At 72.8% G+C, this 23,483-nt stretch carries 28 protein-coding genes; 14 read left to right on the top strand and 14 right to left on the bottom strand.

Annotated elements, in window-relative coordinates:
- Nucleotides 1-66: 66 nt before the first annotated feature.
- Nucleotides 67-993 carry a LysR family transcriptional regulator gene (locus AC3A3H_RS09200; RefSeq protein ID WP_487614258.1) on the bottom strand — a complete coding sequence of 309 codons (927 nt, stop codon included), beginning with the start codon at nt 991-993 and terminating at the stop codon, nt 67-69.
- 45 nt (nt 994-1,038) lie between these two features.
- On the opposite strand from AC3A3H_RS09200, the gene AC3A3H_RS09205 reads away from it, so the two are divergent.
- From AC3A3H_RS09205 to AC3A3H_RS09215, 3 genes are all read left to right on the top strand, one after another.
- Nucleotides 1,039-2,127, top strand: a complete 1,089-nt coding sequence (locus AC3A3H_RS09205) for a TDT family transporter (protein WP_487614259.1) — start codon at nt 1,039-1,041, stop codon at nt 2,125-2,127.
- Between the two features lie 347 nt (nt 2,128-2,474).
- Nucleotides 2,475-3,419: a glycoside hydrolase family 6 protein gene (locus AC3A3H_RS09210; protein WP_487614260.1), complete on the top strand. Its 945-nt coding sequence runs from the start codon at nt 2,475-2,477 to the stop codon at nt 3,417-3,419.
- 78 nt (nt 3,420-3,497) lie between these two features.
- On the top strand, nt 3,498-4,316 hold the full coding sequence (locus AC3A3H_RS09215) for a helix-turn-helix transcriptional regulator (RefSeq protein ID WP_487614261.1): 819 nt from the start codon (nt 3,498-3,500) through the stop codon (nt 4,314-4,316).
- Nucleotides 4,317-4,346: 30 nt separating this feature from the next.
- On the opposite strand, the gene AC3A3H_RS09220 is transcribed toward AC3A3H_RS09215, so the two are convergent.
- From AC3A3H_RS09220 to AC3A3H_RS09230, 3 genes are read right to left on the bottom strand one after another with little or no spacing between them, the layout of a single operon-like run.
- A complete protein-coding gene (locus tag AC3A3H_RS09220; protein ID WP_487614262.1) occupies nt 4,347-5,408 on the bottom strand; it encodes a redoxin domain-containing protein in 1,062 nt (353 codons plus the stop codon).
- Nucleotides 5,401-6,369: an alpha/beta fold hydrolase gene (locus tag AC3A3H_RS09225; RefSeq protein ID WP_487614263.1), complete on the bottom strand. Its 969-nt coding sequence runs from the start codon at nt 6,367-6,369 to the stop codon at nt 5,401-5,403. The genes AC3A3H_RS09220 and AC3A3H_RS09225 overlap by 8 nt, the downstream gene beginning before the upstream one ends.
- On the bottom strand, nt 6,366-7,586 hold the full coding sequence (locus tag AC3A3H_RS09230; protein ID WP_487614264.1) for an epoxide hydrolase family protein: 1,221 nt from the start codon (nt 7,584-7,586) through the stop codon (nt 6,366-6,368). Before AC3A3H_RS09230 ends, AC3A3H_RS09225 begins: the two co-directional genes overlap by 4 nt.
- A 281-nt stretch (nt 7,587-7,867) precedes the next feature.
- On the opposite strand from AC3A3H_RS09230, the gene AC3A3H_RS09235 reads away from it, so the two are divergent.
- Entirely contained in the window at nt 7,868-8,170 is a 303-nt protein-coding gene (locus tag AC3A3H_RS09235) for a hypothetical protein (protein WP_487614265.1), read from the top strand.
- 158 nt (nt 8,171-8,328) lie between these two features.
- Nucleotides 8,329-8,790 carry a hypothetical protein gene (locus AC3A3H_RS09240; protein ID WP_487614266.1) on the top strand — a complete coding sequence of 154 codons (462 nt, stop codon included), beginning with the start codon at nt 8,329-8,331 and terminating at the stop codon, nt 8,788-8,790.
- Between the two features lie 93 nt (nt 8,791-8,883).
- Here the strand turns inward: AC3A3H_RS09240 and AC3A3H_RS09245 are convergent, their stop codons facing one another.
- The 3 genes from AC3A3H_RS09245 to AC3A3H_RS09255 all read right to left on the bottom strand — a co-directional run bounded on the left by AC3A3H_RS09245 (nt 8,884) and on the right by AC3A3H_RS09255 (nt 12,108).
- Nucleotides 8,884-10,338, bottom strand: a complete 1,455-nt coding sequence (locus tag AC3A3H_RS09245) for a glucoamylase family protein (protein ID WP_487614267.1) — start codon at nt 10,336-10,338, stop codon at nt 8,884-8,886.
- Between the two features lie 298 nt (nt 10,339-10,636).
- Nucleotides 10,637-11,251 (bottom strand): RNA polymerase sigma factor, encoded by a 615-nt coding sequence (locus AC3A3H_RS09250; RefSeq protein WP_487614268.1) that lies wholly within the window; start codon nt 11,249-11,251, stop codon nt 10,637-10,639.
- Nucleotides 11,252-11,568: 317 nt separating this feature from the next.
- A complete protein-coding gene (locus tag AC3A3H_RS09255; RefSeq protein ID WP_487614269.1) occupies nt 11,569-12,108 on the bottom strand; it encodes a MarR family winged helix-turn-helix transcriptional regulator in 540 nt (179 codons plus the stop codon).
- Nucleotides 12,109-12,352: 244 nt separating this feature from the next.
- Between AC3A3H_RS09255 and AC3A3H_RS09260 the strand changes: the two genes are divergently transcribed.
- From AC3A3H_RS09260 to AC3A3H_RS09270, 3 genes are read left to right on the top strand one after another with little or no spacing between them, the layout of a single operon-like run.
- Complete coding sequence (locus AC3A3H_RS09260; protein ID WP_487614270.1) at nt 12,353-12,679, top strand: hypothetical protein; 327 nt, start codon at nt 12,353-12,355, stop codon at nt 12,677-12,679.
- On the top strand, nt 12,676-12,906 hold the full coding sequence (locus AC3A3H_RS09265; RefSeq protein WP_487614271.1) for a hypothetical protein: 231 nt from the start codon (nt 12,676-12,678) through the stop codon (nt 12,904-12,906). The genes AC3A3H_RS09260 and AC3A3H_RS09265 overlap by 4 nt, the downstream gene beginning before the upstream one ends.
- Before the next feature lie 11 nt (nt 12,907-12,917).
- Nucleotides 12,918-13,739 (top strand): DUF1206 domain-containing protein, encoded by an 822-nt coding sequence (locus AC3A3H_RS09270; protein ID WP_487614272.1) that lies wholly within the window; start codon nt 12,918-12,920, stop codon nt 13,737-13,739.
- Here the strand turns inward: AC3A3H_RS09270 and AC3A3H_RS09275 are convergent.
- Both AC3A3H_RS09275 and AC3A3H_RS09280 read right to left on the bottom strand, forming a co-directional pair.
- The gene (locus AC3A3H_RS09275) at nt 13,695-14,078 is read right to left on the bottom strand and encodes a hypothetical protein (RefSeq protein WP_487614273.1); all 384 of its coding nucleotides are present in this window, start codon (nt 14,076-14,078) and stop codon (nt 13,695-13,697) included. The two genes, AC3A3H_RS09270 and AC3A3H_RS09275, sit on opposite strands and share 45 nt — an antisense overlap.
- A 76-nt stretch (nt 14,079-14,154) precedes the next feature.
- A complete protein-coding gene (locus AC3A3H_RS09280; protein ID WP_487614274.1) occupies nt 14,155-15,141 on the bottom strand; it encodes a LacI family DNA-binding transcriptional regulator in 987 nt (328 codons plus the stop codon).
- 136 nt (nt 15,142-15,277) lie between these two features.
- On the opposite strand from AC3A3H_RS09280, the gene uriH reads away from it, so the two are divergent.
- Genes uriH through AC3A3H_RS09300 form a run of 4 tightly spaced genes read left to right on the top strand, consistent with a single transcriptional unit; the run spans nt 15,278 to nt 17,755 of the window.
- Nucleotides 15,278-16,228: a uridine-preferring nucleoside hydrolase UriH gene (gene uriH, locus AC3A3H_RS09285; protein ID WP_487614275.1), complete on the top strand. Its 951-nt coding sequence runs from the start codon at nt 15,278-15,280 to the stop codon at nt 16,226-16,228.
- On the top strand, nt 16,225-16,548 hold the full coding sequence (locus tag AC3A3H_RS09290) for a hypothetical protein (RefSeq protein WP_487614276.1): 324 nt from the start codon (nt 16,225-16,227) through the stop codon (nt 16,546-16,548). Before uriH ends, AC3A3H_RS09290 begins: the two co-directional genes overlap by 4 nt.
- Nucleotides 16,545-17,480, top strand: coding sequence for a ribokinase (locus tag AC3A3H_RS09295; RefSeq protein ID WP_487614277.1), 936 nt, complete (start codon nt 16,545-16,547; stop codon nt 17,478-17,480). The genes AC3A3H_RS09290 and AC3A3H_RS09295 overlap by 4 nt, the downstream gene beginning before the upstream one ends.
- A 53-nt stretch (nt 17,481-17,533) precedes the next feature.
- Nucleotides 17,534-17,755 carry a hypothetical protein gene (locus AC3A3H_RS09300; RefSeq protein WP_487614278.1) on the top strand — a complete coding sequence of 74 codons (222 nt, stop codon included), beginning with the start codon at nt 17,534-17,536 and terminating at the stop codon, nt 17,753-17,755.
- Here AC3A3H_RS09300 and AC3A3H_RS09305 read toward each other — a convergent pair.
- The 4 genes from AC3A3H_RS09305 to AC3A3H_RS09320 all read right to left on the bottom strand — a co-directional run bounded on the left by AC3A3H_RS09305 (nt 17,732) and on the right by AC3A3H_RS09320 (nt 20,728).
- Nucleotides 17,732-18,406, bottom strand: a complete 675-nt coding sequence (locus tag AC3A3H_RS09305) for a trimeric intracellular cation channel family protein (RefSeq protein ID WP_487614286.1) — start codon at nt 18,404-18,406, stop codon at nt 17,732-17,734. The two genes, AC3A3H_RS09300 and AC3A3H_RS09305, sit on opposite strands and share 24 nt — an antisense overlap.
- A 6-nt stretch (nt 18,407-18,412) precedes the next feature.
- Nucleotides 18,413-19,186 carry an aspartate/glutamate racemase family protein gene (locus tag AC3A3H_RS09310; RefSeq protein ID WP_487614279.1) on the bottom strand — a complete coding sequence of 258 codons (774 nt, stop codon included), beginning with the start codon at nt 19,184-19,186 and terminating at the stop codon, nt 18,413-18,415.
- Nucleotides 19,183-19,647, bottom strand: coding sequence for a RidA family protein (locus tag AC3A3H_RS09315; RefSeq protein ID WP_487614280.1), 465 nt, complete (start codon nt 19,645-19,647; stop codon nt 19,183-19,185). The genes AC3A3H_RS09310 and AC3A3H_RS09315 overlap by 4 nt, the downstream gene beginning before the upstream one ends.
- 133 nt (nt 19,648-19,780) lie before the next feature.
- On the bottom strand, nt 19,781-20,728 hold the full coding sequence (locus AC3A3H_RS09320; protein WP_487614281.1) for a LysR family transcriptional regulator: 948 nt from the start codon (nt 20,726-20,728) through the stop codon (nt 19,781-19,783).
- A 94-nt stretch (nt 20,729-20,822) separates the two neighbouring features.
- On the opposite strand from AC3A3H_RS09320, the gene AC3A3H_RS09325 reads away from it, so the two are divergent.
- Together AC3A3H_RS09325 and AC3A3H_RS09330 are read left to right on the top strand one after the other, a co-directional pair.
- Nucleotides 20,823-22,145: a M20 family metallopeptidase gene (locus tag AC3A3H_RS09325; protein ID WP_487614282.1), complete on the top strand. Its 1,323-nt coding sequence runs from the start codon at nt 20,823-20,825 to the stop codon at nt 22,143-22,145.
- A 5-nt stretch (nt 22,146-22,150) separates the two neighbouring features.
- Nucleotides 22,151-23,137, top strand: a complete 987-nt coding sequence (locus tag AC3A3H_RS09330) for a LysR family transcriptional regulator (RefSeq protein WP_487614283.1) — start codon at nt 22,151-22,153, stop codon at nt 23,135-23,137.
- A gap of 72 nt (nt 23,138-23,209) precedes the next feature.
- On the opposite strand, the gene AC3A3H_RS09335 is transcribed toward AC3A3H_RS09330, so the two are convergent.
- Nucleotides 23,210-23,483: DUF6421 family protein (locus tag AC3A3H_RS09335; RefSeq protein ID WP_487614284.1), on the bottom strand; the 274-nt coding region annotated here is incomplete at its 5' end.

The following is a 23,483-nucleotide window of genomic DNA, read 5'->3' on the forward strand; positions in this document are numbered from 1 at the left end:
CCGAGGGGTGGTCCACGATCCGGACCACCCCACGGCCAGGTCGGTCGTGAGCGCGGCGTCAGGACCTCACTGGTCGAAGCCCCGGGCGACCGCGACGAGCCGGCGGAGGGTGTCGGGCAAATCCACGTCGCGGCGCCACACCGCGCGCAGGTCGCGGACGATCCGCAGGTCGGTCAGCGGGATGCGCACCAGCCGTCCGGAGTCGAGGTCGTCCTGGACCGTCAGGATGCTCAGTACTGCCGGCGCCAGACCGGACGTGACGGCGGTTCGGATTCCCGCCGCTGTCGGGAGCTCCACCGCGGGTGGTGCGGGGGTCAGCCCGGCACCACCGAGGGCGCGATCGGCGGCCAGGCGGGTGCCCGATCCTGCCTCGCGGGTCACCAGCGCGGTCGCCGACAGTTCGGCAGCGGTGACGCCGCTCCTGCCCCGTTTCGCCCACGGATGGTCGGGAGCGGCGACGACGATCAGCTCGTCGCGCGCGATGCGTGTCGTACGCAGGCCCGACGCGGCCTCCGGTGTCTCGACGAAGCCGAGCAGAGCGTCGCCGGCGCGGATCAGACGGAAGACGTCGCTGCTGTTCGCCGCCGTCACGGCCACCCGGGCGTCGGGGGCCAGCGACCGGAGGCGGACGATCCAGCGGGGGAGGAGGTGCTCGGCGATCGTGAGGCTCGCCGCGACCGACGCGTCCTCCGGTCTCGCGGCCCGCAGCGTCGCCGCGCCGCTCTCCAGCCGGTCAGCGGCCGCCACGACGTCGGCCGCCCAGCCAGCCACGACCTCCCCGGTCGCCGTCAGGCGCGTCCCCGTCGACGAACGGTCCAGCAGCGTCAGCCCCAGGGCGGCCTCCAGCCGGCGCATCCGCGCCGAGACCGCCTGCTGCGTGACGCCGAGCGCCGCGCCGGCCGCGGACAGGGAGCCGCGCTCGGACACCAGGCACAGCATCCGGAGGGCCACGATCTCGGTGCCCGCCCCAAGCGACGGTTGTAGCGCTGTCACGGATCGAGCCTACTGCCACCGCTTCGCCGGCCGGAGGCTGGAGGCATGAACAGATTCCGCCTGGACGCGGTCACCCCGAACTGGTTCGCCTCCGTCATGGGCACCGGGATCGTCGCGAACGCCGCAGCGGGCTTCCCCCTCCAGCTCCCGGGTGTGCGGGCGGCGGCGCTCGCCGTCTGGGTGCTCGCCGCCGGCATGCTGGTCTTCCTGCTGGTCGCGACCGCGATCCACTGGCTCCGCCATCCGCAGATCGCGCGGTCCCATCACCGGCACGCGGTCATGGCGCACTTCTACGGCGCCCCGCCGATGGCGATGCTGACCGTCGGCGCCGGCGCCCTCCTCGTCGGCCGGGACCTCATCGGCGAGCAGGCCGCCCTCACCGTCGACGAACTCCTCTGGGTCGTCGGGACCGCACTCGGACTGCTCACCGCGGTCGCGATCCCGGTTCTGGCGTTCACCATCCACGAGGCGGCGGACGAATCCGCGTTCGGCGGTTGGCTGATGCCCGTCGTCCCCCCGATGGTCTCGGCGGCGACGGGAGCCCTCCTGCTCCCGCACCTGAACGGGACGGCACGGCAGACGATGGTGCTGGCCTGCCTGGCGATGTTCGGGCTCAGCCTGCTGGCGTCGCTGTTCGTCATCGCCCAGCTGTGGGGACGGCTCACCCGGCACAAGGTCGGCCCGGCCGCGATGATGCCGACGCTCTGGATCGTCCTCGGCCCGCTCGGCCAGTCGATCACCGCGCTGACCCTGCTCGCCCGCAACGACGGGAGCGATCCGCTGCGGACGGCTTCGGTGCTCATCGGGGTGCCGATCCTCGGCTTCGCCCTGCTGTGGCTGGCGATCGCCACGGTCATCACCCTCCGCACCGCACGCCACGGGATGCCGTTCGCGCTGACCTGGTGGTCGTTCACGTTCCCGGTCGGGACCTGCGCGACGGGAGCGACCGGGCTCGCGATCATCACCGGGTCCCCGGCGCTGCTCTGGCTGGCGGCCGCGTTCCTTCTGCTGCTGGTCGGTGCGTGGCTGCTCGTCGCGGGCCGGACCGTCGCGGCTCAGTTCCCGCCGAGGACGCGGACTGCCGCACGCCGGTCGACCGGCGGCGCTCCCTCAGCCCTGGGGCTCCGCCGCTGAGGGCGGGGCCGGGAGGTGGCGGCGACGCCGCGCCGAGCAGCTCGGCCAACGCCATCCCACTCATCGAGGACACCGACTCGATCGCGATCGTCCCGAACTCCCTGCACGCCGAGAAGGCGCGAGCCTACCTGTGGCAACAACGCCCCGACCTCGCCCGGCGGCTCCGGCGCGGCGGCGATTACCGGCTCGGCCAGATTCCGATGATGAAGGTGGGGGCGGCGCTGGTCGCCCTGAGGCGGCGAGGCTGAGCTCAACGCCCACTCATCCGCGCGACCGAATCCCCCTCACCCCCTGTCCTCCTGCCGAACCCGGCCGATAGTGCAGGTATGCGCAGAATAATCGTCTCCGTGACGTGCGCAGCCCTGGCCGCCGCTGCGCTCCTGATGCCCGCGGCCCCGTCGGCGAGTGCCGACGACACCGTCTTCGGCAGTCGGCTGTACGTCGACCCGACCAGCGACGCCCGGCGGATGGCCGACTGGTTCGCCGCAACCGGCGACACCACCCGGGCGGCGCTCATCGAGCAGATCGCGAGTCAGCCGACCGCCGTCTGGCTGGGCGACTGGTACAGTCCGACGCTGCTGCTCAGCGTCATCCAGCGACACCTGCGGGCCGCTGCGGCGCAGGGCGCGACGCCGGTCTTCGTGACCTACGCGATCCCCGACCGGGATTGCGGTGGCTTCTCCGCCGGCGGCTACACGCCCGACGAGTACCTCGACTGGAACCGCCGGATCGCCGCGGCGCTGGCCGGCAGCCGGGCGGTCGTGCTGATCGAGCCGGACTCGCTGGCCATGCTCCCGAGCGCGAAGTGCGCGGGAGTGGCGGACACGCGCCTGCCGCTGCTCCACTCGGCGGTCGACATCCTGGGCGCGGCCGGCATCACCACCTACCTCGACGGCGGCAACGCGCGCTGGCTGACGCCGGACGTGCAGGCGTCCTACCTGAGGGCAGCGGGCGTCGCCGACGCGCGCGGCTTCTTCACGAACGTCTCCAACTTCGACGCCACCCAGACCGAGCGCGACTATGCGGGCAAGGTGTCCTCGCGCGTCGGCTGGAAGCACTTCGTGATCGACGTCTCCCGCAACGGCAAGGGGTGGACGGGCGACTGGTGCAACCCGCCGGGCGCGGCGCTCGGCCAGAACCCGCAGATCACGGAGTCGCCCACCGTCAAACTCGACGCGCTGCTCTGGGTCAAACACCCGGGCACGAGCGACGGCTTCTGCAACGGCGGCCCAGCGGCGGGAACGTGGTTCGAGAGCGCTGCGGAGTCGCTGGTGCTGGGGCGTCAGCCCTAGCGGAGCCCCTTGCCGCACGCCCGCCGCACGCCTCACGATGAGCGGGGGCAGGTCGCCCCCGCACGGCGGAGGAGGCGGATGGAGCACGACTCGGCGCAGGACCCGAGCTGGGCGCCCGACGTGAGCGCGCTGCTCGCGCTGCCCGCGCTGTGGGTGGACCGCGAGCCGCGGGAGATCGCGAACGGCTTGCTCAGCGTCCTCTTCGGGGTGCTCCGGCTCGACAGCGCGTACGCCCGGCTCGCCGACGCCGGGCGGGAGCTGCCGATCGAGGTGTGGCGGCCGGCGGGAGCGCGGCCGCCCGGCGCGCTGACCCGGATGCTGCGGCGGGTGGACGCGCGCGGCGCCGCGATCGTCGTGGTCGGGCCGGAGGGCGGGGAAGCCGGGTCGTCGCGGGTCGTCGCGCTTCCTGTCGCGCTGCCGTGGGAGAACGGGATCGTGGCCGTCTCCGCGCCGCGGCCGGACTTCCCGACCGCCACCGAGCGGAAGCTCCTGACCGTCGCGGTCGGGCAGGCGGCCATCGCCATCCATGCCGCGCGGAGGCTCGAACAGGAGACCGCCGCACGCCGCGCAGCCGAGGACGCCCTGCTCCACCAGCAGGAACTGCTCCGCGCGCTCTCCGACGAGGTGGCGCCCGAGCTCGCCGCGCTCGCGCGGACGGTCCGCGACGCGGGACGACCCCGCACCGCGGCCGAGCCCAGCGGGCCCCTCGGGCTGACCGAGCGCGAGGCCGAGGTGCTCCGGCTGCTCGCCCAGGGCCTCCGCAACAAGGAGATCGCCGCGGTGCTCTGGCTCAGCGACCGGACCGTGGAGCGCCACGTCACCTCTCTCTACCGGAAGATCGGGGTGGCGCGGCGCAGCGAGGCAACCGCGTTCGCGCTGCGGCACGGCGTGGTGTGATCCGCCGGCCTCCGCTCACCCCGCCTCCGCTCACCCGAAGGTGAAGCAGTACGCCTCCGCGCCCCCTTCCGGGAACTCCAGCTCGACCAGCCGGGTCGCGATCGCTCCGGGCTGCCGGATGAGCTGGTAGGTGTTCTGCTCGGCGAGCACACCGTTCCCCCCGGCGTCGACGTCCGTCCCGTGCGCGTCGCCCGGCGCCTTCCCGTCGAGGTGGACCCGGAACGGGACGGTCGTCCGGCCGGGAGCGGGGCCCATCACGAGGTTGACGTCGCGCGCGTGGAAGGCGAAGGTGATCCGCCCGCCCGCGTCCCCGGTGACGGCCGCGTCCCGGGTCTGGGTCCAGCCGCCGGTGAGGTCCCACTCGTTCAGGGCGAGGCGCGCACCGCCGGGGTAGACGCTCGGGAGGTCGTAGAGGCCGGCGTCCTCGGACACGAACCCGCTGCTCTGCCCGTAGCCGAGGTAGGTCTCGGGGGAGCGCAGCGTGGCCCAGTCGGCCGCGACCTCCAGGCCGCGGGCGTCGGGTGCGACGAGCTCGCCGTGGATGCCGGCCGCGCCCGCGTCGCGGAGCAGCTCCTGGAGGACCATCTCGGTCATCGTGTACTCGCCCTCGCCGAAGTGGTGGTAGCGCAGCCTCCCGTCGGCGTCGGCGACGTACACCGCCGGCCAGTACTGGTTGGCGAAGTCGCCCCAGACGCCGTAGTCGCTGTCCACCGCGACCGGGTACTCGATCCCGAGCTCTCGCACCCGCTCCGTCACGGTCGCCAGGTCGTGCTCGAAGCCGAACTCGGGCGTGTGGACGCCGATCACCGTCAGCCCGGCATCGGCGTACTTCGCGTGCCACGCCCGCAGGTAGGGCGCGGTGCGCAGCCAGTTGACGCAGGTGAACGTCCAGAAGTCGACCAGCACGACCTGCCCCCGGAGGCGCGCGGGGGTCAGCGGCGGCGAGTTCAGCCAGGCGGTGGCCCGGGTGAACGGGCCGAGCGGGCCTTCGTCGGGCAGGTGGTCGCGGTCCTCGTCGGGGCGTCGGTGCAGCACCGAGCGGAACGCTCGGCGCGGGTCCGCCAGCGCGTCGCCGTCGCCTGTCTCAGCCATGCCGGACCTCCTCCGTCGACTGCTGCACCGCACTCTGCTGCACCGCACTCTGCCGGGCCATGCCCTCGACCGCCACGATAGCGTCGGCGAACTCCTGCGGGGACTCCTGAGGAAGGTTGTGGCCGACGCCGCCGGTCGCGACGCGGTGCTCGTACGGGCCGGTGAACACGTCCCGGTACGACGCCGCGGCGGGATGCGGCGCGCCGTTCGCGTCGCCCTCCAAGGTGATCGTCGGCACCGCGATCGGCGGACGGGCCGCGAGCTGCTCCTCCATCCCGGACAGCGCCGGGTCGCCGTCGGCCAGACCCAGGCGCCACCGGTAGTTGTGGACGACGATCGCGACGTGGTCGGGGTTGGCGAAGGAGGCGGCGGTGCGGTCGAACGTCGCGTCGCCGAACTCCCAGCGTGGCGAGGCCGTCCGCCAGATCAGCCGGGCGAAGTCGCTGCGGTAGCGGTCGTAGCCCAGCCGGCCGCGCTCGGTCGCGAAGTAGAACTGGTACCACCAGGCGAGCTCGCCGGCGGGAGGCAGCGGCTGGGCGTTGGCTGCCTGGCTCCCGATCAGGTAGCCGCTGACCGAGACGTGGCCGCGGACGCGGTCCGGCCGGAGCGCGGCGAGCACGTTCGCGGTCCGCGCGCCCCAGTCGAAGCCGGCCACGATCGCTTCGGCGACGCCGAGCGCGTCGAGAAACGCCAACGCGTCCGTCGCGAACACCGCCTGCTCGCCGTTGCGGACGGTGGCCTCCGCGAGGAAGCGGGTGCCGCCGTAGCCGCGGAGGTTCGGCACGAGCACCCGGAACCCGGCGTCGGCCAGCAGCGCCGCGGCGTCGTCGAAGGCGTGCAGGTCGTAGGGCCAGCCGTGCAGGAGCAGCACGGCCGGCCCGGTGCGCGGCCCGGAGTCCGCGTACTCGACCTCCAGTTCGCCCGCGACGATGTGCGCGAGATCTGCCGGCGTCCCGCTCATCGCAGGGAGCGGAACGTGTCCCGCATCTCCTGGGAGAAGAGCTCGGGCTGCTCCCAGGCCGCGAAGTGTCCGCCCTTCGCGAGCCGGTTGAAGTGGATCAGGTTCGGATACGCCGCCGTCGCCCAGCTGCGCGGGGCGGCGTAGATCTCGTCCGGGAACACGCTCACACCGGTCGGCAGGGGGACGCCCTTCGGCGCGAAGAACGCCAGCTTGCTCTCCCAGTACAGCCGCGCCGACGACACCGCCGTGTTGGTCAGCCAGTAGAGGCACACGTTGTCGAGGATGTCGTCGCGGGTCAGCCCCTCCGTCCCGCCCGCGAACACGCGCGCGATCAGGTCGTAGCTGCGCGCGTCGTGGTCGAGCATCCACGCGGCCAGGCCGACCGGGGAGTCCGCGAGCGCGTAGAGCGTCTGCGGCCGGTTGCCCATCTCCTGGGCGTAGGCCAGGCCGTGCGCGTAGAAGAAGGCGAGCTGGTCCCAGGCGTAGCGCTCCTCCTCGTCGAGGTCGGCCGGCGGGTCCTCGTGCGCGTCGAGCGCGGCCTGGATGCCGTCGGGGACGGTCGCGGGCATGTTGGTGTGGATGCCGACGAGCCCCTCCGGCCTCAGCAGCGCGAGCTGCTCGGTGACCGCGTTGCCCCAGTCGCCGCCCTGCGCGACGTACCGTTCGTAGCCGAGCCGGCGCATCAGCTCGGCCCAGGCGCGGGCGATCCGGATCGGGTCCCAGCCGGGCCGGTCGGGTTTGCCCGAGAAGCCGTGCCCGGGCAGCGACGGGATGACCAGGTCGAACGCGTCCCCGGCGTCCGCGCCGTAGCTGGTCGGGTCGGTGAGCGGTCCGACGATCTTCAGCTGCTCGATCACCGAGCCGGGCCAGCCGTGCGTGACGATCATCGGGAGGGCCCCTTCGTGCCGCGAGCGCACATGGATGAAGTGGATGTCGAGCCCGTCGATCTCGGTGACGAACTGCGGGAGGCTGTTGAGCCGCGCCTCCACACCACGCCAGTCGTGCTGGTCCTTCCAGTACTCCATGAGGTCGCGGATCACCTGCAGGCGCACCCCCTGCGACGTGTCGTCGACGGTCTCGCGTTCGGGCAGCCTGGCCTCCCGCACGCGCCGCATCATGTCGTCGAGGTCGGCCTGCGGGATGTCGACGGTGAACGGCCTGACCGCGCTGTGCTGGTCGTCCTGGTCGGTGCGGGCGGGGTGTTCGCTGACGGACATAATCGTGCTCCTTCTCCGGGTGGGGGCGATGAACCGACGTCGCCGCCCCTGACCTTTCCGCACCCGCGGCGCCGCGGCTTCGGGGGCTTCCCTCAACCTCCGCGGGGCGGAGGGGATGAATTGAGGGAAACCCCCAACTGTGCGGCCGGTGCGACCGCCTCAGCGGCGCTCGCCGACCCCGGCTCCGCCGAGGAAGTCGAGGAGGAGCCGGTGGAAGGAGAAGTGAGTCGGCCCCGGACGGAGACTTCCGTGTCCGGTCTCCGGTCGTCTACGTTCTCCCCATGGCCGATGACCACCGGAGACCCGTTCGACGGAGCGGCGTCGTCCTGCTGCTCGCGCTCGGAGCGACCGTCGCGCTTGCCGGGGTCGCCTGGGTGGTGATCGCGGAGGTCTCGCTCAGTGCCGCGGCGCGCTCGGCCGACCGGATGCTGACGCTGCCGGTGCACACCTACACGCAGTACACGCAGCGTTCGCTCACGCCCGACTACACCGGGCTCGTGACGGGCACGCTCGTCCTCGTGCTCGGGGTCCTGCTCGTCGTCGCCGGGGCCATCGCCTCGACCCGGGTACCGCGCGTCGCCTGAGGCGGCTGGCCGGTCGGGCGCGTGGCGGTCGCCGGGGGCGGGTGCTGCCTACTCCGGGGGGAGTACCGGCAAGTACTCCACCGGCCGCATGACACGGCGCCGGTGCGCGAACAGAATGGCGGCAGCCGTCCGTTCCGCCGACCGAAAGGGAAGTCGCGATGTCCATGCCCCAGAAATCCCCTGCCGCCCAGAACCCTCGCGCCGCTGCGAACCCTCCCGCGGCACTGGTGCGCCGCTCCCGGGAGGCGCTCACCGCGCTGGCCGCCCAGTTCCTGCTCGGGATGGGCGCGAACCTGCTCGGCAGCCCGGCGGAGAACGACGGAGCCGCGCGCGTCGTCGCCGGCATCGTCCTCGGCCTCCACGCGCTCGTCGGGATCGGCATCCTCGTGGTCGCTGTGCGGGTCTGGCTGACCGCCCGCCGCGAGGGCGTCGCCCAGCAAGCCGCCCTTTGGGCCTTCGTGGTGGTCGTCCTGACGTTCCTCGCCGGCGTCGGCACGATGCTCACGGGAAGCGACTGGCTGTCGTTCGCGATGTCGGTCGGGTTCGTCGCGGCCGCGGTGCTGTACGTGGCAGTGGGCGCGCGGGCGCTGGTGCGGCGGGCGGCGGTGCCCGCCGGCTGAGGGAGGTGACAGGGCAGCGTCCTCCCCAGTCGGCCATCGCGCACCCTCCCGGCCGCAGCCGTGCTCGACCGGGAGGGCGCGCGACCGCACTCCCTACTTCAGCGTCATCGTCTCCATCCCCAGGTACGTCTTCGCCGCCCACGACACCGGGTCGTCCGCGAAGTGCTTGCGGATGGCGCCGTTCTGGAGGGCGTTGTCGATCGACATCATGATCATCGACTGGTCGAGGACGAGGCGGCGGTGGCCGATCGCGCCGGTGACCGGGTTGACCGCGTCGTAGAAGCCGCCGTCCGCGGTGTAGCTGCCCGGGTAGAGCGTGCGCAGCTTCTGGATGTTCGCGAACGCGTCCTGCGGGAGCACCCCGAGCGCCGTGAAGGAGGCGTGCGGCGTGACGACGTCCTCGGTGGCGCAGGTCGGGCACTGGGCGAGCGCCTGGCCGGCCGGGAACTTCTGGCCGGTGGCGCCGTAGATGCCGTAGCCGCCGGTGTCGTCGGCGGTGCTCGATGGCGACATCCCCCACACCGGGTAGCCCAGGGTCTGGGTCGTGTACTTCTCCTGCACCTGCGCCGTCCGCACGTCCGCCAAGCCGAAGCCGTTCGGGCCCCAGGTGGTCTCCGGGACGATCTCGTTCGCCAGCATCGCCTCGAACATGCCGCCGCCCCAGGTCGGGAGGAAGGTCAGCGACGATCCCGGGAAGGTGTAGTGGCCCTCCCACACGTTGAAGACCTTGCCGCTCTGCGGGTCGGTGTACTTCTGCCAGTCGCCGCCGACCGGCCACTGGCCCTGCCAGGAGAAGTCCGGGTCGGTGCTGCACTGCTGCGGCGGGAGCGTGCGCCAGGTGCGCCACCAGACGTCGCCGGGCATCTGGTGCAGGCCCATCCCGATGTACATCGCGATGCGCGGATCGCTGTAGATCGCGCCGTTGTGGTAGCCGGCGGGTCCCTGGCCGGCGTAGTAGCCGCCGTACATCTGCCCGGTCGGCTGGTTGCCCGCGATGGCCGGGTTGGTGTTGCAGTCCGTCTGGGCCCGGTCGTCGTAGAAGATCGAGAAGTCCATCGGCGCGATGAGCGCGTCGATCTGCTTCCGCAGCTCGGGCAGAGCCTGGCGCGCGACCAAGAGGCCGGACGCGTACCAGCCGTTGTCGACCGCCGAGAGGAACGAGCAGTTGTCCTGCTGCGGCGTGGTCTCGGTGGAGCAGTCGGCGGCGCCCGGGTTCAGGATGGTGTGCCCGTTCGTGGTGTCGTACCACTGGAACAGGAAGCCGTGCGAGCGCTTCAGGGTGGCGACGGTGTCGAGCGTCGCGGAGACGAGCGCGCGCTCCTGCGGGCGGGGGACGATCCCGAGGTCGCCGGCCGAGACCACGGCCTCCAGGTAGGTCCCGATGTTCGCGGCGGACGTGTACTGGCCCCTCGTGGTCCCGGGCCCGAGGTTGTCGAGCGGCAGGTGGGTGGTGGGGTCGGTGTCGTTCTGGAAGAACTTCCAGGTGTCTTCGGCGACCTGAAGGAGGCTGGCCTTCTGGGCGGGAGTGAGTGGCGGCTGGGCGCTCATCCCTTGCATGCCTTGAGGGGCGGAGGGGGGTAGGGGCGGTGCGGCGGTCGCCGTCTGTGCGGCCGCGAGGGACGCGACCGCGAGCGCGGCCACTGCGCCGGCTCGGACGATCGCGGTGGTGCGGCGTGAGCGCCGCGGCGGGTGGGACCTGGCCATGGGACTGTCTCCGTTTCGTGTCATCTTCGACCATCGCCCGGCGGGGACAGGCTCACGCGGGGCGATCACTCCGCGCACCGTATGCGCATACATTCGGATGCGCAAGGGTCTGTGGGAGTTGGGGCGGCGGGTCAGTGGGTCGTCAGGCGGCCACGTCGCCGGTGATCCGGGGCGATGCTCCGACGGCGGTGGACTTCCCGTCCGCGGCCTCCGTGGTGTGCGCATCCCACGCCCGGCGGAGACCCTCGCGCGCCCGGTAGGTGAGGGCGGCGGCCGCGTTCGGCGAGACGCCGAGCAGGCCCGCCAGCTCGGCGGGTGCCAACTCCTCCACCTCGCTGTACCAGAGGGCATCCCGCCAGCGCACCGGCAGCGAGCCGAGCACGTCGGCGAGGCGGGAGCGCTCCCAGATGCGGTCGTGCTGGTCGTCGCTCCACGGCTCGTCGTAGTACAGGTCCGGGTCCTCGACCGCGACCTCGTGGCGGGCGGCGGCCCAGCAGGCGGACGCGTTGCGGATGGTCGTGTAGAGGTAGCCGCGGAAACCGCGGACGGGACCGTGCCCGTTGCGGAGCGTCCGGCAGATGCGGGCGAAGGCCTCCGAGACGAGGTCGTCCGGGTCGAAAGCGGAGGTCACGGAGGCGGCGAACCTGCGGCCGGCGTCGGCGTGGCGACGCCAGAGCTCGGCGAACGCCTCGTTGTCGCCGGCCCGGCTGCGGGCGACGAGATCGTCGTCGATGGCGGTGTCTGCGTGCGGGCGCATGGAGGTTCCTTCCGGGCGCAGCCGAGCGCGGACGGGAGGCTGGCCCAACGATGTCGGGATCGCCGGCAGCCCGGCGCGGCGCGGTCCGGTCGGGAGCCGGATTCCTGGTGCGCGCGGGCCGGAGCTGCGGCGGGATGGAAAGAACCTACGGGGGCGTGCGCGCGCCGGAAAGCCGCTCCCGGACAGGGATTCGGCCACTTTCCGCCACGTGAGAGGGCGGGTCCCGCGCCGGGTCGGCGGGATCAGCTCCGTCCTGATGGACTCGGCTCAGCTCGACCCAGCCCGGTCGCGTAGCGGCCGGTCAGTCCGGGCGTCGGTCAGCGGGTCGACGTGGTCGTTTCGACGCCGTCCGCGACGGGTGTGCTGATCCCATCGACCGCGTCCCGCAGCCGACCGAGGAACGCGACGACGGTCTGGACGTCCTCCGTGCTGAGGCTGGACGCCACGTCGACCAGCTCTTCGCGCACGTCGCCGAGGATCGCCCGCTCGACCTGGTCGGTCGGCGGCGTCGGCACGATGATCAGGGCTCGCCGGTCGAACGGGCTGGGGACGCGGCGGATGTGGCCGGCCTTCTCGAGGCGGTCGAGGAGGACCGTGATCGACGAGCTCTGGATGCCGAGGTATTCCGCGAGCTCGCGCGGGCCGACCGTGGTGCCGCGCTCGTCCGCGCGGAGGAGGTAGCGCAGGGCCGAGATGTCGTTCTCGTTCAGTCCCATGGCCTTCTCGGAGCGGCGTTGCATGGCGGTGTCGGCCGCTGCGTAGCCGCGGAGGTGCTCGAGGACCTCGATGGCCCGTGCGCGGTCCGTCTCGGCGCCGTACCAGTGCTGGGGCGCCGGACTGTTCCTGTCCGTCGTCATGGATCAGATGATAGACCACCGAAAAACGGAGAGTCTGACGACGAGTTCGTCGTGCATGTCGAGCCTAGTTGAATGCTAGTGGATCTAGCTACGTGAACTCCTAGATGTTCAAACGCCGCAACGAACTAGCAGATCAACCCCGGCGAATCAACCCCCCTCCGAAAGCTTGCCTCGGCGATGGATTAGCTAGAAGCTCTAGTTACTTCATCGATCACGCCACCTCAACCGAGCCGAAGGGAACGCCATGACGATCGCGGTAAAGGCAGGACGACCGCTTCCGCGCCGCTCGGAGACCCGGGTCCGCCGCGGCCGCCGCACGGCCGCCGCCCCGGCTCCGAGCGAGCACCTCGCCTGGCGTCAGCCGGTCGCCGGGCTGTGGGTGGCCGAGACCCCGTCCGCCTACCTCGGCATGATCGAGGAGCTCGACGACGGCTTCACGGCCTCGGCGGCGGACGGCCGGACGCTCGGCAGGTACGCCACGCTGACGGAGGCCAGGATCGCGGTGTACGCGAGCTGGTTCCGGCCGCAGAAGGCGGCGGGACTCTTCGGATGGGTCCGGCGCCGCGCATGACCGATACCCCGCAAGACGAGGTCGCCGACTGGGCGGAACTGGTCCAGAAACGCGCCTACGTCCTCCGGTCGCCGGAGGGCGAGGACGAGCTCTCCACCTACGGCGGCCCGGGCGAGACTCCCGGATCCGCCGTGTTCTTCGCGCACTCCCCGGACAGCGACGGCGAGTTGACCATCGCTCCGGCCGACGGCTGGACGGTGCTGCGCAGCGTCCACGAGGACGCGTAGGGGGCCGTCCGATGAGCGCTGCCGCCGATGGCAAGGCCCAGCTCCGCAGAGCCGCTCGCACGGCGGGCGACAGCAAGCTGCTGGAGATCCCGGCGCGTGCCGGGTTCGCCGCGAGCGGGCTGATCCAGCTGCTCATCGGCGCCCTGGCCATCCAGCTCGGCGCCGCGCACGTGGGGGAGGCCGACCAGAGCGGCGCGCTGGACGAGGTCGCGAAGATCCCCGGCGGGTTCATCGTGCTCTGGATCGCCGCGGTCGGTCTGTTCGCCCTCGCGCTGTGGCTGCTGACCGAGGCCGTGCTGGTCCGGGCCGGTTCGGCGCGCGACCGCTGGCTCGCCCGCGGGGAGCACTTGGGCAAGGCGGTCGCCTACGGCGTGCTCGGGTTCAGCGCGCTGGCGTTCGCCGACGGGCATCCGACGCACGCCAGCACGGCGACGCGCCAGGCGAGCGCGGGGATCCTCGCGACACCGGGAGGCCAGCTCCTGCTGGGCGTGCTCGGGCTGGCGACGGGTGCGGTGGGCGTCCATTTCCTCGTCAAGGGGATCCGGCGCGGCTTCCGTCAGGACATCCACGTGCCGTCGGGCGCCGCCGGGCGCGGGATCGTCGTGCTGGGCACGGTGGGCTATCTCGCCAAGGGCGTCGTCGTGGTCCTCGCGGGCGTGGCCTTCCTGCTCGCGGCGGTCCGGATGCAGCCCGCGACCGCGACGGGACTCGCGGGTGGTCTGGGCGCGCTGCAGGAGCTGCCGTTCGGCGGGGCCGTCATCGTCGTGCTCGGGCTGGGCCTCATCGCGTCAGGCGTGTACAACATGGCCCGGTCCTGGCTGGCCCGGTTCTGAGGCTGCCGCGGCCAGGGCGGTCGCCCGGTGGACGGCGTCGTTGCAGTGGACGGCGTCATTGTGGTGGGCGGCGTCGGCCACCGCGTCGAAGTGGACGAGGCGGTCGCCGCCCTCCCAGGGACAGACCGGGCAGACAGCCCAGCGGAGGGTTCCGCGACGCTCGACCTCGGCCGGCCTCCCCGGATCGTGTGGGCGGGCAGTCGTGTCGTCGGCCTCGGCCTCGGCGGTCACGGGCCTGCGGTCGCGCGCGAGCGTGAGCAGGCCGGCAACGACGCGGGCGACCGTGCGCACCGACCACCCCGCCGCATCCTCCCACCGACGATCGTCGTGCATGGTCATCGCGTCTCCTCGCCTCTCCCGCCCCGTAGAAGAGAGCAGTGGAGACGCCGACGATGACGCGGCCTGCGGCGGACTCTCAGCCCGTGGACGCGCGCACGACGAGCTCGGCGGGGAGCTCGTGCGTCTCCGGGGCCTCGCCGCCGTCGATGAGGGCGAGCAGCAGCCGCGCCGCCACCGAGCCGAGGAGGTCGCCGGGCAGGGCGACGCTGGTGAGCGCGGGCGCGGTGACCGCGGAGGCCGGGAGATCGTCGAAGCCGGCGACCGCGATGTCCTCCGGGACCCGCAGCCCGGCCTGGGCGCAGGCGGCGAGCACGCCGTGGGCGAGGGTGTCGGAGGCCGCGATCACCGCGGTCGCGCCGGCGGCCCGCCAGCCGGGCAGTGCGGCCTCCGTCGCCGCCTTCGCCTCCGCGATGTCCGGGCGGCTGCGGACCGGCGGCGAGGTGAGCAGCGTCATCCCGCGGCGACCGGCCTCCTCCTCCAGGAGGGTGCGGCGCAGTTCGTAGGTGGCGGCCGGGGTGGAGCCGTCGAGGTAGCCGATCACGGTGTGGCCGCGCTCGCCGAGGTGGGCGATGAGTCGGGCCACGCCGGAGGCGAGGTCGTAGTTGACCGTCGGCGCGCGATCCTCGAGGCCGGGCGCGTCGAGCAGGACGAACGGGACGCCCGCGGGCGCCTCGTCCAGGAACGCCGCGGTCGGAGCGGACACGAGCAGCCCGGCGGGCCGCAGCGCGGCGAGGCGGCGGACATCCGCCACGGTCGGCTGTGCGCCGGTCGGCGACGCGAAGAGCAGGAGCTGGAAGCGCTCGCCCAGCGTCTCCTGCACGGCCGTGATGACGCGGCCGAAGAACGGGTTCGGGAGGTCGGGGGCGAGCAGCACCACGACGTCGCTCGTGCCGCGGGCCAGCGCGCTCGCGGTGCTGTCGACCACATAGCCGAGCTCGCGCACGGCGGCGCGGACGCGCTCCGCGTTCTCGTCGGAGATGCGGCCGCGGTGCTTGCCGTTCACCACCAGGGAGACGGCCGCGACGCTCGTGCCCGCGCGCTCCGCGACCATGGCCGCGGTCACCCGTTTCCGCGGCGGGGGAGGCGGTGGCGTCGGCACCCGCCCATGATATCGAGGGGCGGCCCGGTTGCGCGTCAAGCGCTTTAGGCTTAGCGTATCAACCGTTTTGCGTTCCTCGAAGAAGCGGAGGCTCCACTCGATGGAGAAGATCATCCTCGACTGCGATCCCGGTCACGACGACGCGATCGCGCTCATGCTCGCCCACGGAAACCCGGAGATCGAGCTGCTCGCCGTGACGACCGTCGCGGGCAACCAGACCCTCGACAAGGTCACCCGCAACGCGCTGTCCGTGGCGCGCGTGGCCGGCATCGCCGGCGTCCCGTTCGCCGCGGGCGCCGACCGCCCGCTGCTGCGCCCGGTCGAGGTCGCGCCGGCCATCCACGGCGAGTCCGGGCTCGACGGGCCCGTCCTCCCGGAGCCGCTGATCGAACTCGACGGGCGGCACGCGGTCGACCTCATCGTGGAGACCGTGCTGGCGCACGAGCCCGGCACCGTCACGCTCGTCCCGACCGGCGCGCTGACCAACATCGCCCTCGCCGTGCGCCGCGAGCCGCGCATCGTGGAGCGCGTCAAGCAGGTCGTCCTGATGGGCGGCGGCGTCCACGTCGGCAACTGGAGCCCGGTCGCGGAGTTCAACATCGTCATCGACCCGGAGGCCGCCGACATCGTGTTCAGCGCCGGCTGGAAGGTCGTGATGGTCGGGCTCGACCTCACCCACCAGGCCCTCGCCACCCCGGAGGTGCGCGAGAGCATCGCCGCGGTCGGCACGGCTCCCGCGCGCTTCGTCGGCGAGCTGCTCGACTTCTTCGGGCACGCCTACTCGGAGGTGCAGGGCTTCGACAGCCCGCCCGTCCACGATCCGTGCGCGGTCGCGTACGTGATCGACCCCACGATCGTCCGCGTCGAGCGGATGCCCATCGCGATCGAGACGCAGGGGCGCCTGACCACCGGGATGACCGTGGCCGACCGCCGCGGCCCGGCCCCGGACGACTGCACGACCTGGGCGGCGCTCGAGCTCGACCGCGAGCGGTTCTGGGCACTGGTCGTCGACGCCCTGGAGCGGGTCGGCGACCCGGAGGCCGTCGCGTGACCGCCCCCGTCGCCACCTCCGCCCCGACCGGCCGCCCGGTCCGCATCGCCGCCCTCACCGCGGCCCTGCTCGCCGGGTGCTGGGCGGTCGCCCCGCTCGCCGGCCGGCTGGCGCCGACGCACGGCTACCGCCGCCTGCTCCGGATCGGCCTGGGCGGCAGCGTGGCCGGGACGCTGATCATGTCGTTCGGGCACTCGACGACCGGATACTCTGCCGGAATGATCCTCGGCGCCGTCATCACGGCCGCGGCCCTCGCCGTCTCGTTCCTGATCCCGCGTCCCGCCTCGGCCGAGGTGACCGTGCCGGAGCCGGTCCGGTGAGCGCCGGCCGCATCGTCGTCGTCGGCTCGCTGAACGCCGACCTCGTCGTCCGCACCGAGCGGTTCCCCCGCGCAGGCGAGACCATCTCCGGCGGCGACCTGCGGGTCGGCGCCGGCGGCAAGGGCGCCAACCAGGCCGTCGCGGCCGGCCGGCTCGGCGGCGACGTCGCAATGGTGGGAGCGGTCGGCGCCGACGCCAACGGCGAGCTGCTGCGCTCCGCGGTCGCGGGGGCGGGCGTGGACACGTCGCACGTGTCCGTGCGGGACGGCGTCGCGACCGGGACCGCGCTGATCACCGTGGCCGCCGACGGCGAGAACACCATCGTGGTCTCCCCCGGGGCCAACGGCTCGCTCGCGCCGGAGGACCTCCCCGACGACGTCTTCGCCGGCGCGGCCGTGCTCGGCCTGTGCCTCGAGGTGCCGACGGCGACGGTGCGCGCCGCCGCGGAGCGCGCCCGCGCGGCCGGTGCGACCGTCGTGCTCAACCCGTCGCCGTTCGGGGCGGCGGCCCGCGAGCTCGCGCCTGTCGCCGACGTCCTGCTCGTCAACGAGGGCGAGGCGGAGGCGCTCCTCGGCCTTCCGGAGGGCGCGGTCGACACCGACCCGACGGCGGTGCGCGACGGGTTCGCCGCACTCGGGATCGCCCGCGCGGTCGTGACCCGCGGCGCCGACGGCTGCCTGATCGTGGACGGCGACGCGCCTCCCGCGCACGTCGCCGCGGTGCGGATCACCGCGGTGGACACGACGGGCGCCGGCGACGCGTTCATGGGCGCGCTGCTCGTCCGCCTCGCCGAAGGCGACCGGCTGGCCGACGCCGCACGGTTCGCGGTCGGCGTCGGCGGCCACGCGGCCGCCCACGCAGGCGCGCAGGCGTCGTACCCGACGGCGGACGAGCTGGCGGCGTTCCTCGACGGGCGCATGGCCGAGGCCTGACCGGCGGGGCCTCCTCGGTCGTAGGGTGACCCCGAGCGACCGAGGAGGCCATCGTGACAACTGCCGAGCTGGAGGTCGACCTGCTGGTCGTCGGGTGGGGCAAGGCGGGCAAGACGCTCGCGCGGCGTTACGCGTCGGCCGGGCGGTCCGTGGCACTGGTGGAGCGCGACCCGGCGATGTACGGCGGCACCTGCATCAACGTCGCGTGCGTGCCGACCGGATCTGGACGCACCCCTCCAGCACCGAGGCGCTCAACGAGGTCCTGGCGGAGCTGAGGCCCTACACCGGCTGAGCGCGACGCCGGGCGCGCGTGAGGGCGTGTGACGTGACGCGGCCGCGAGCGGGACGTGCCAGCGGAACCGCAGGGAGAGCATCCGGACGCTGAAGACCAGGGCGGCGACGGCGGCCTCGGTCCACGCGTTGTAGCCACGCGCGCTCCAGACGAGCACGATGATCGCCGCCCCGAGCATCGCCGGCACCGCGTACAGGTCGTGCGGGTCGAAGAGCCGGGGGTCGCGGTTGGCCACGACGTCGCGGAGGAGGCCGCCGCCGACCGCCGAGGTCACGCCGAGCACCGCCGCGGCGACCGGGTTGGCGCCGTGCTCCAGCGCGATGACGCTGCCGGTGATGCAGAACAGCGCGAGGCCGCCGCCGTCGAAGACGAGCAGCGTCCGCGGGAACCGCGCGAGCGCGCCGGACAGGAAGTGCACCAGGACCGCGGCCAGGACGGGTGGGGCCAGGTAGACCGGGTCGGCGAACGCGTTCGGCGTGACGCCGAGGATCACGTCCCGGATAACACCGCCGCCGAGACCGGTGAGCGAGCCGAGCAGCAGCGAGCCGACGATGTCGAAGCCGCGCCGCGCGGCGAGCAGGCTCCCCGAGATGGCGAAGAAGAACGTGCCGAGCAGGTCGAGGACGAGGGGCATCACTCGTCAGTCGTCACCGCCCGCGAAGCGCGTACCGCCGGCGAACCCGGCGCCGCCCGCGAACCCCGGGCCCAGCGCGCTGACCGCGAACGACGCGATGTCGAGGATCGGCGCCGCCGTGTACTGCGCGATCTCGCGCCGGAACTCGGGCAGCAGCGTGCACTCCAGCACCAGGGCGCCGATGTTCGCCAGCCGGCCACCGGGCGCGCACTCACGCTCGAGCACGGCCTCCACTCCGGCGCGCAGGGTGTCGAGGTCCCAGCCGTTGCCGTAGGCGTGGTCGTTCGTGAGGATGCCGTTCCAGCCCGGCTGGTCCTCCAGCCCGACGATCGTGAGGCGCGGGAACAGCTCGTCCGCCGCGAGCATCCGGGTGGCGAGCGGCGCCGAGACGGTGAGCACGCCGATCTTCCCGTTGGTCAGGGTGGCGGCGACGGGGAGGAGGTCGAGGCTGCTCGTGAGCGTGTTGCCGGTCGGGAGGCCCGCCTGTCGGGCGTAGTAGAAGAAGCCGCAGTCGGTGATGACCAGCGAGCAGTGCGCGAGTCGTTCCCTGGCGCGCCAGAAGGCGTCGATCGCGACCGGGTCGCCGGTGACGAGCTGCTCGACCCTGGCCCCGCGTGCGACGGCGTAGGAGACCGGGATGCCGGGCCAGCTGTCCGGGTTCTCGAAGAAGCCGACGGGGTTGTCGCTGATCGCCGGTGCGCCGGGCACGACGCAGTCGAGGTCGTCGACGGCGTAGGAGTCGAGGTCGCACAGGATGACCCCGAGGGTGCGGCTGCTCACGCGGTCACCACGGGCACGGTCGGGCGGGCGGCGTCGCGGGCGGCGCTGCCGACGACGGCGACGGCGTTGACCTCCACGCGGATGCCCGGGATGTTCAGCTCCTTGCCGATCAGGATGCCGGTCGCGGTCGGGCCCGGCTTCGGGAAGTAGCTGAACCGGATGTCGTACGTCCGCTGCCACTCCTCGACGCTGAGCTCGCCGGAGTAGAAGGTGTTGAACTGGACCACGTCGCCCATCGTTCCGCCGAGGTCTTCGATGACCGCCTGCAGGGACTGCATCACGGCGTGGCACTGGGCCTCGATGTCGCCCGGGTGACGCACGTTGCCGTGCTCGTCCAGGTCCTCCTGGCCGCCGACCCAGATCATGTCGCCGACCCGGATGCCGTGGCTGTGGTTGATGGTGAACTGACCGGGCACCTGCCAGTGGCCCGGAACCTGCGCGATGAGACGTTCGGCGGTCATGATCCTTCTCCTCGGAACGGTGGTGGGGGATTCATCACCAGTGTGCGAGTCGGAGGCGCCGCGCGCACCGTTTCGAGGGCGTCGGTCGCTGGTGCTGCCGCAAGGGATCCTTCGGCTGCCGCTGCTGCGTGGGTCAGTCGGCCGCGGTGGCCGCCGCCTGGATGACCGCTTTCTGGGTCGCGGCGGCCTGGCGGATCTCGTCCAGCACCGCCCGCACGATCGGCCGGCGCTCGTCGGCCGCGCGGGTCACCGCCAGGACGCGGCGGCTGAGGTGCGGCCGGTCGAGGGCGTGGATGCTCACCGGCGCGACGCCGCGGTCGATGGACAGCGGCGGCAGCACCGAGATGCCGCGGCCGCGCGAGATCGACTCGACCAGGAGCAGCAGGTCGGCGGTGTGCCAGCGGACGTTCGGCTCGAAGCCCTCCGACCGGCACGCGAAGCGCACGGCCTGCCCGCACGCGCCGAGCTCGTCCGGCATCACCCAGGGCTCGTTCTTGAGGTCCGCGAGCCGGACCTTGGCGGGCATGTCGAACGTCGGCGGTGCGACGAGCACGAGCGCTTCGTGCAGGAGCTCGGTCGTGTGCAGGTAGTCGGGGAACGCCATCGGCACGTTGTCGTAGAGGTCGATGATCGCGATGTCCAGGGCACCGCCGAGCAGCAGCTCGATGCTGTCCGCCGGCTCGATGACGTTCACGGTCAGCTCGATGTCGGGAGCATCGGCGGCGAGGCTCTCGGCGACCGGGAGCAGCACGAAGCGTGCGACCGACGGGATGGCGCCGATGCGCACCCGGCCGGTGAGCTCTCCGCTGAGCTGGTCCATCTCGGCGCGGGTGGCCTCCAGCAGTCGGAGGATGCGACGGGCGTGCTCGACGAGGATCTCGCCCGCGCCGGTGAGCCCGACGCCGCGCGGCGAGCGGTCGAGCAGTTTCACGCCCGCCTCCCGCTCGAGGATGCTGATCTGCTGCGAGACCGCGGACGAGCTGATGCCGATCGTCCGCGCCGCCCCGGCGAGCGAACCCTGGCGTGCCACCTCGCTGAGCAGGCGCAGCCGGGGGACGTCCGGGAGCGAGTTGTCCGTCATGCGCACATTCTTCCATGATTAGGTGTACTTACGACAGTCTAGGGGTTATCGTAAGAAAAAGCTTCCACTCTTGCCCTGAATCGAGTAGACGACGATGTCCGCTGACAGCTCCCCCTCCGACGTCCCGGCGACCCCGTCGACCCGCACCGCCGGCGCCGGCGCCCACGTCCTCCGCGGCGTAGAGCACACCATCGAACGGCTGCGCTCCGAGCTGATCGGGCTCAGCCACTGCATCCACTCGACGCCGGAGGTCGGGTTCGAGGAGCACCGTTCCGCCGCGATCGTGTCCGAGTTCCTCCGCCGGCACGGGTTCGCGCCGACCGTTGGGGTGTCCGGGATGCCGACCGCGCTGCGCGTGCAGTCCGGCGCCGGCGGCCCGCGGGTCGCGGTGCTCGCCGAGTACGACGCGCTGCCCGAGGTCGGGCACGGCTGCGGCCACAACGTCATCTGCGCGGCTGCCGTCGGCGCGTTCCTCGGCGTCAGCTCGCAGCTGGCGGAACTGGGCGGCTCTGTCGTGCTCCTCGGGACGCCGGCCGAGGAGAACGGCGGCGGCAAGGAGGTGCTGGAGCGCGCCGGCGGGTTCGACGACATCGACGCGGTCGTCATGGTGCACCCGTTCACCGGGCCGGACGAGGTCGCGTCGTTCACCTCGCTCGCGGTCCGGGATGTCGAGGCGACCTTCCACGGCGTCGCGGCGCACGCCTCCTCCGCTCCGCACGAGGGCCGCAACGCACTGGACGCCGTCGTCGCCGCGTACCAGGGCGTCGCGGCGCTACGCCAGCACATCCCGGCCACCGACCGGCTCCACGCCATCATCACCAACGGCGGCGCCGCCACGAACGTGGTTCCGGAGACGGCCGCGCTGACGATCGAACTCCGTTCGGAATCCCTCGACGAGCTCGTGGACCTGTCCGCGCGCGTGCAGCACATCCTCGACGGCGCCGCGCTGCTCAGCGGCACCCGGCTGGAGGTCCGCTGGGACCCGTTCCCCGCCTACCTCCCGGTCCGCAGCAACGCCGCGCTGGCCGCCCGGTACTTCACCCACCTGTCGGCGCGCGGCCGGAGGATCGTGCTCGATCCGCCCGGCCTCGTCGGCGGCGGCTGGTCGACCGACCTCGGCAACGTGAGCGTGCGCCGGCCCTCGATCCACCCCACCGTCAGCATCTCGCCCCAGCCGATCGTCATGCACACCGCCCGCTTCGGGCGGCAGGCGGTCAGCCCGCTCGGAGACGCCGCCGTGATCGACAGCGCCATCGGGCTCGCGGCGACGATGGCCGACTATCTGGCCGACCCCGCACTGCGCGCCGCGGTCGACCGCGACTTCGCGGCCGCCGGAGGGCGCGTGGACGTGGAGAGCCTGCTCGCTTCACCGGTCAGCGCGCTCTCCTCTTCTTCCGCTTCTTCCGACGGAACCTGACGATCATGCTGAACCCGGTCCATCTCCGCACGCTGTCCGTCGTGGTCCGCACGGGCTCCTTCGCGGACGCCGCGCGCCAGATCGGCTACACCGGGTCCGCCGTCTCGCAGCAGGTCGCGGCTCTCGAGCACAGCCTCCGGGCGACGCTGTTCGAGCGCGACGCGCACAGCATCCGGCCGACCGCCGCGGCCCTCTTCCTCGCCGAGCGCGCCCACGACATCCTGATGGCGCTCGGCGCCCTCGAGGACGACATGCGCGGCCTCAGCTCGGGAGGCTTCGGCCGCCTCCGCGTCGGCGGCTTCGCGGCCGCGAACCAGCGCCTGCTGCCCTGCAGCCTGGCCGACTACCGCCGCTCCCACCCGAACGTCGACCTCGCGCTCGACGAGGGCGAGCCGGACGAGCTGGTCGCGAAGCTGCGCGACGCGCTGCTGGAGGTGGCGGTCGTCTACGAGTACGACCTCGTCCCCCAGCGCTGGCCGGCGGCCGCGACGGTCACGCCGCTGCTGGACGAGGAGCTGTTCCTGATGGTGGCGGAGGCCCATCCCCTGGCCGGAGACGACCCCGTCACGATCGAGCAGCTCGCCGCCGAGACCTGGGTCTCCACCCGGGAAGGCTCGGCCGGCGACAACTGCCTGATCCGCCTCTGCGGGGGAGCAGGCTTCGACCCGCTCATCGCGCTGCGCGGAGCAGGCACGGACTCCCTCCGCGGCATGGTCCAGGCCGGCATCGGCATCGCCCTCGTGCCCGCGCTGTCGGCCGCCACCACGGACGGGACGCGGCTGCTGACACTCGACGGCGGCCTGCGCCGGCACGTCCAGGCGCTGCACCGGGCGGAGCAGGAGAGCACCCTGGCGGCGGAGTCGGTGACGGCTCTGGCGGCGACGGTGCGGGCACTCGTCGACGTGGATCGCGGCCTCTACGCGCCGGGCGCCCAGCGGCGACGGGTCGCAGAGGTCGAATACCTTGCGAGGCGGGTGGCGGTTGCGGGGTAGTACGGCTGCACGCTGAAGGCGCGGGTCGTCGCACCGACGGTGCATGACGGACCCGCGCCTCGAAACGCAGGGTCAGGCCTCGCTGTCCCCGGTGATCCCGGAGGTGGATTCGATGACGGCGGCCATCTTCTTGTTGAGGGCTTCGTAGAACATCGACAGCGGGAACTCGTCGTCCAGCACCGCGTCGGTGTAGCCCTTCGGGGCCCCGGCGAGGATCTCATCCGACAGTCCGCGCGCCCAGTTGGAGGCCGGGTTGGGGGTGAGGGTCTGAGTCAGCATCTCGTAGGCGGCCAGCCAGTGCGCCACCTTGGGCCGGTCGATGCTGCGCCAGTAGAGGTCGTTGATC

The organism is Leifsonia sp. Soil_N53 (genome assembly GCF_057655165.1).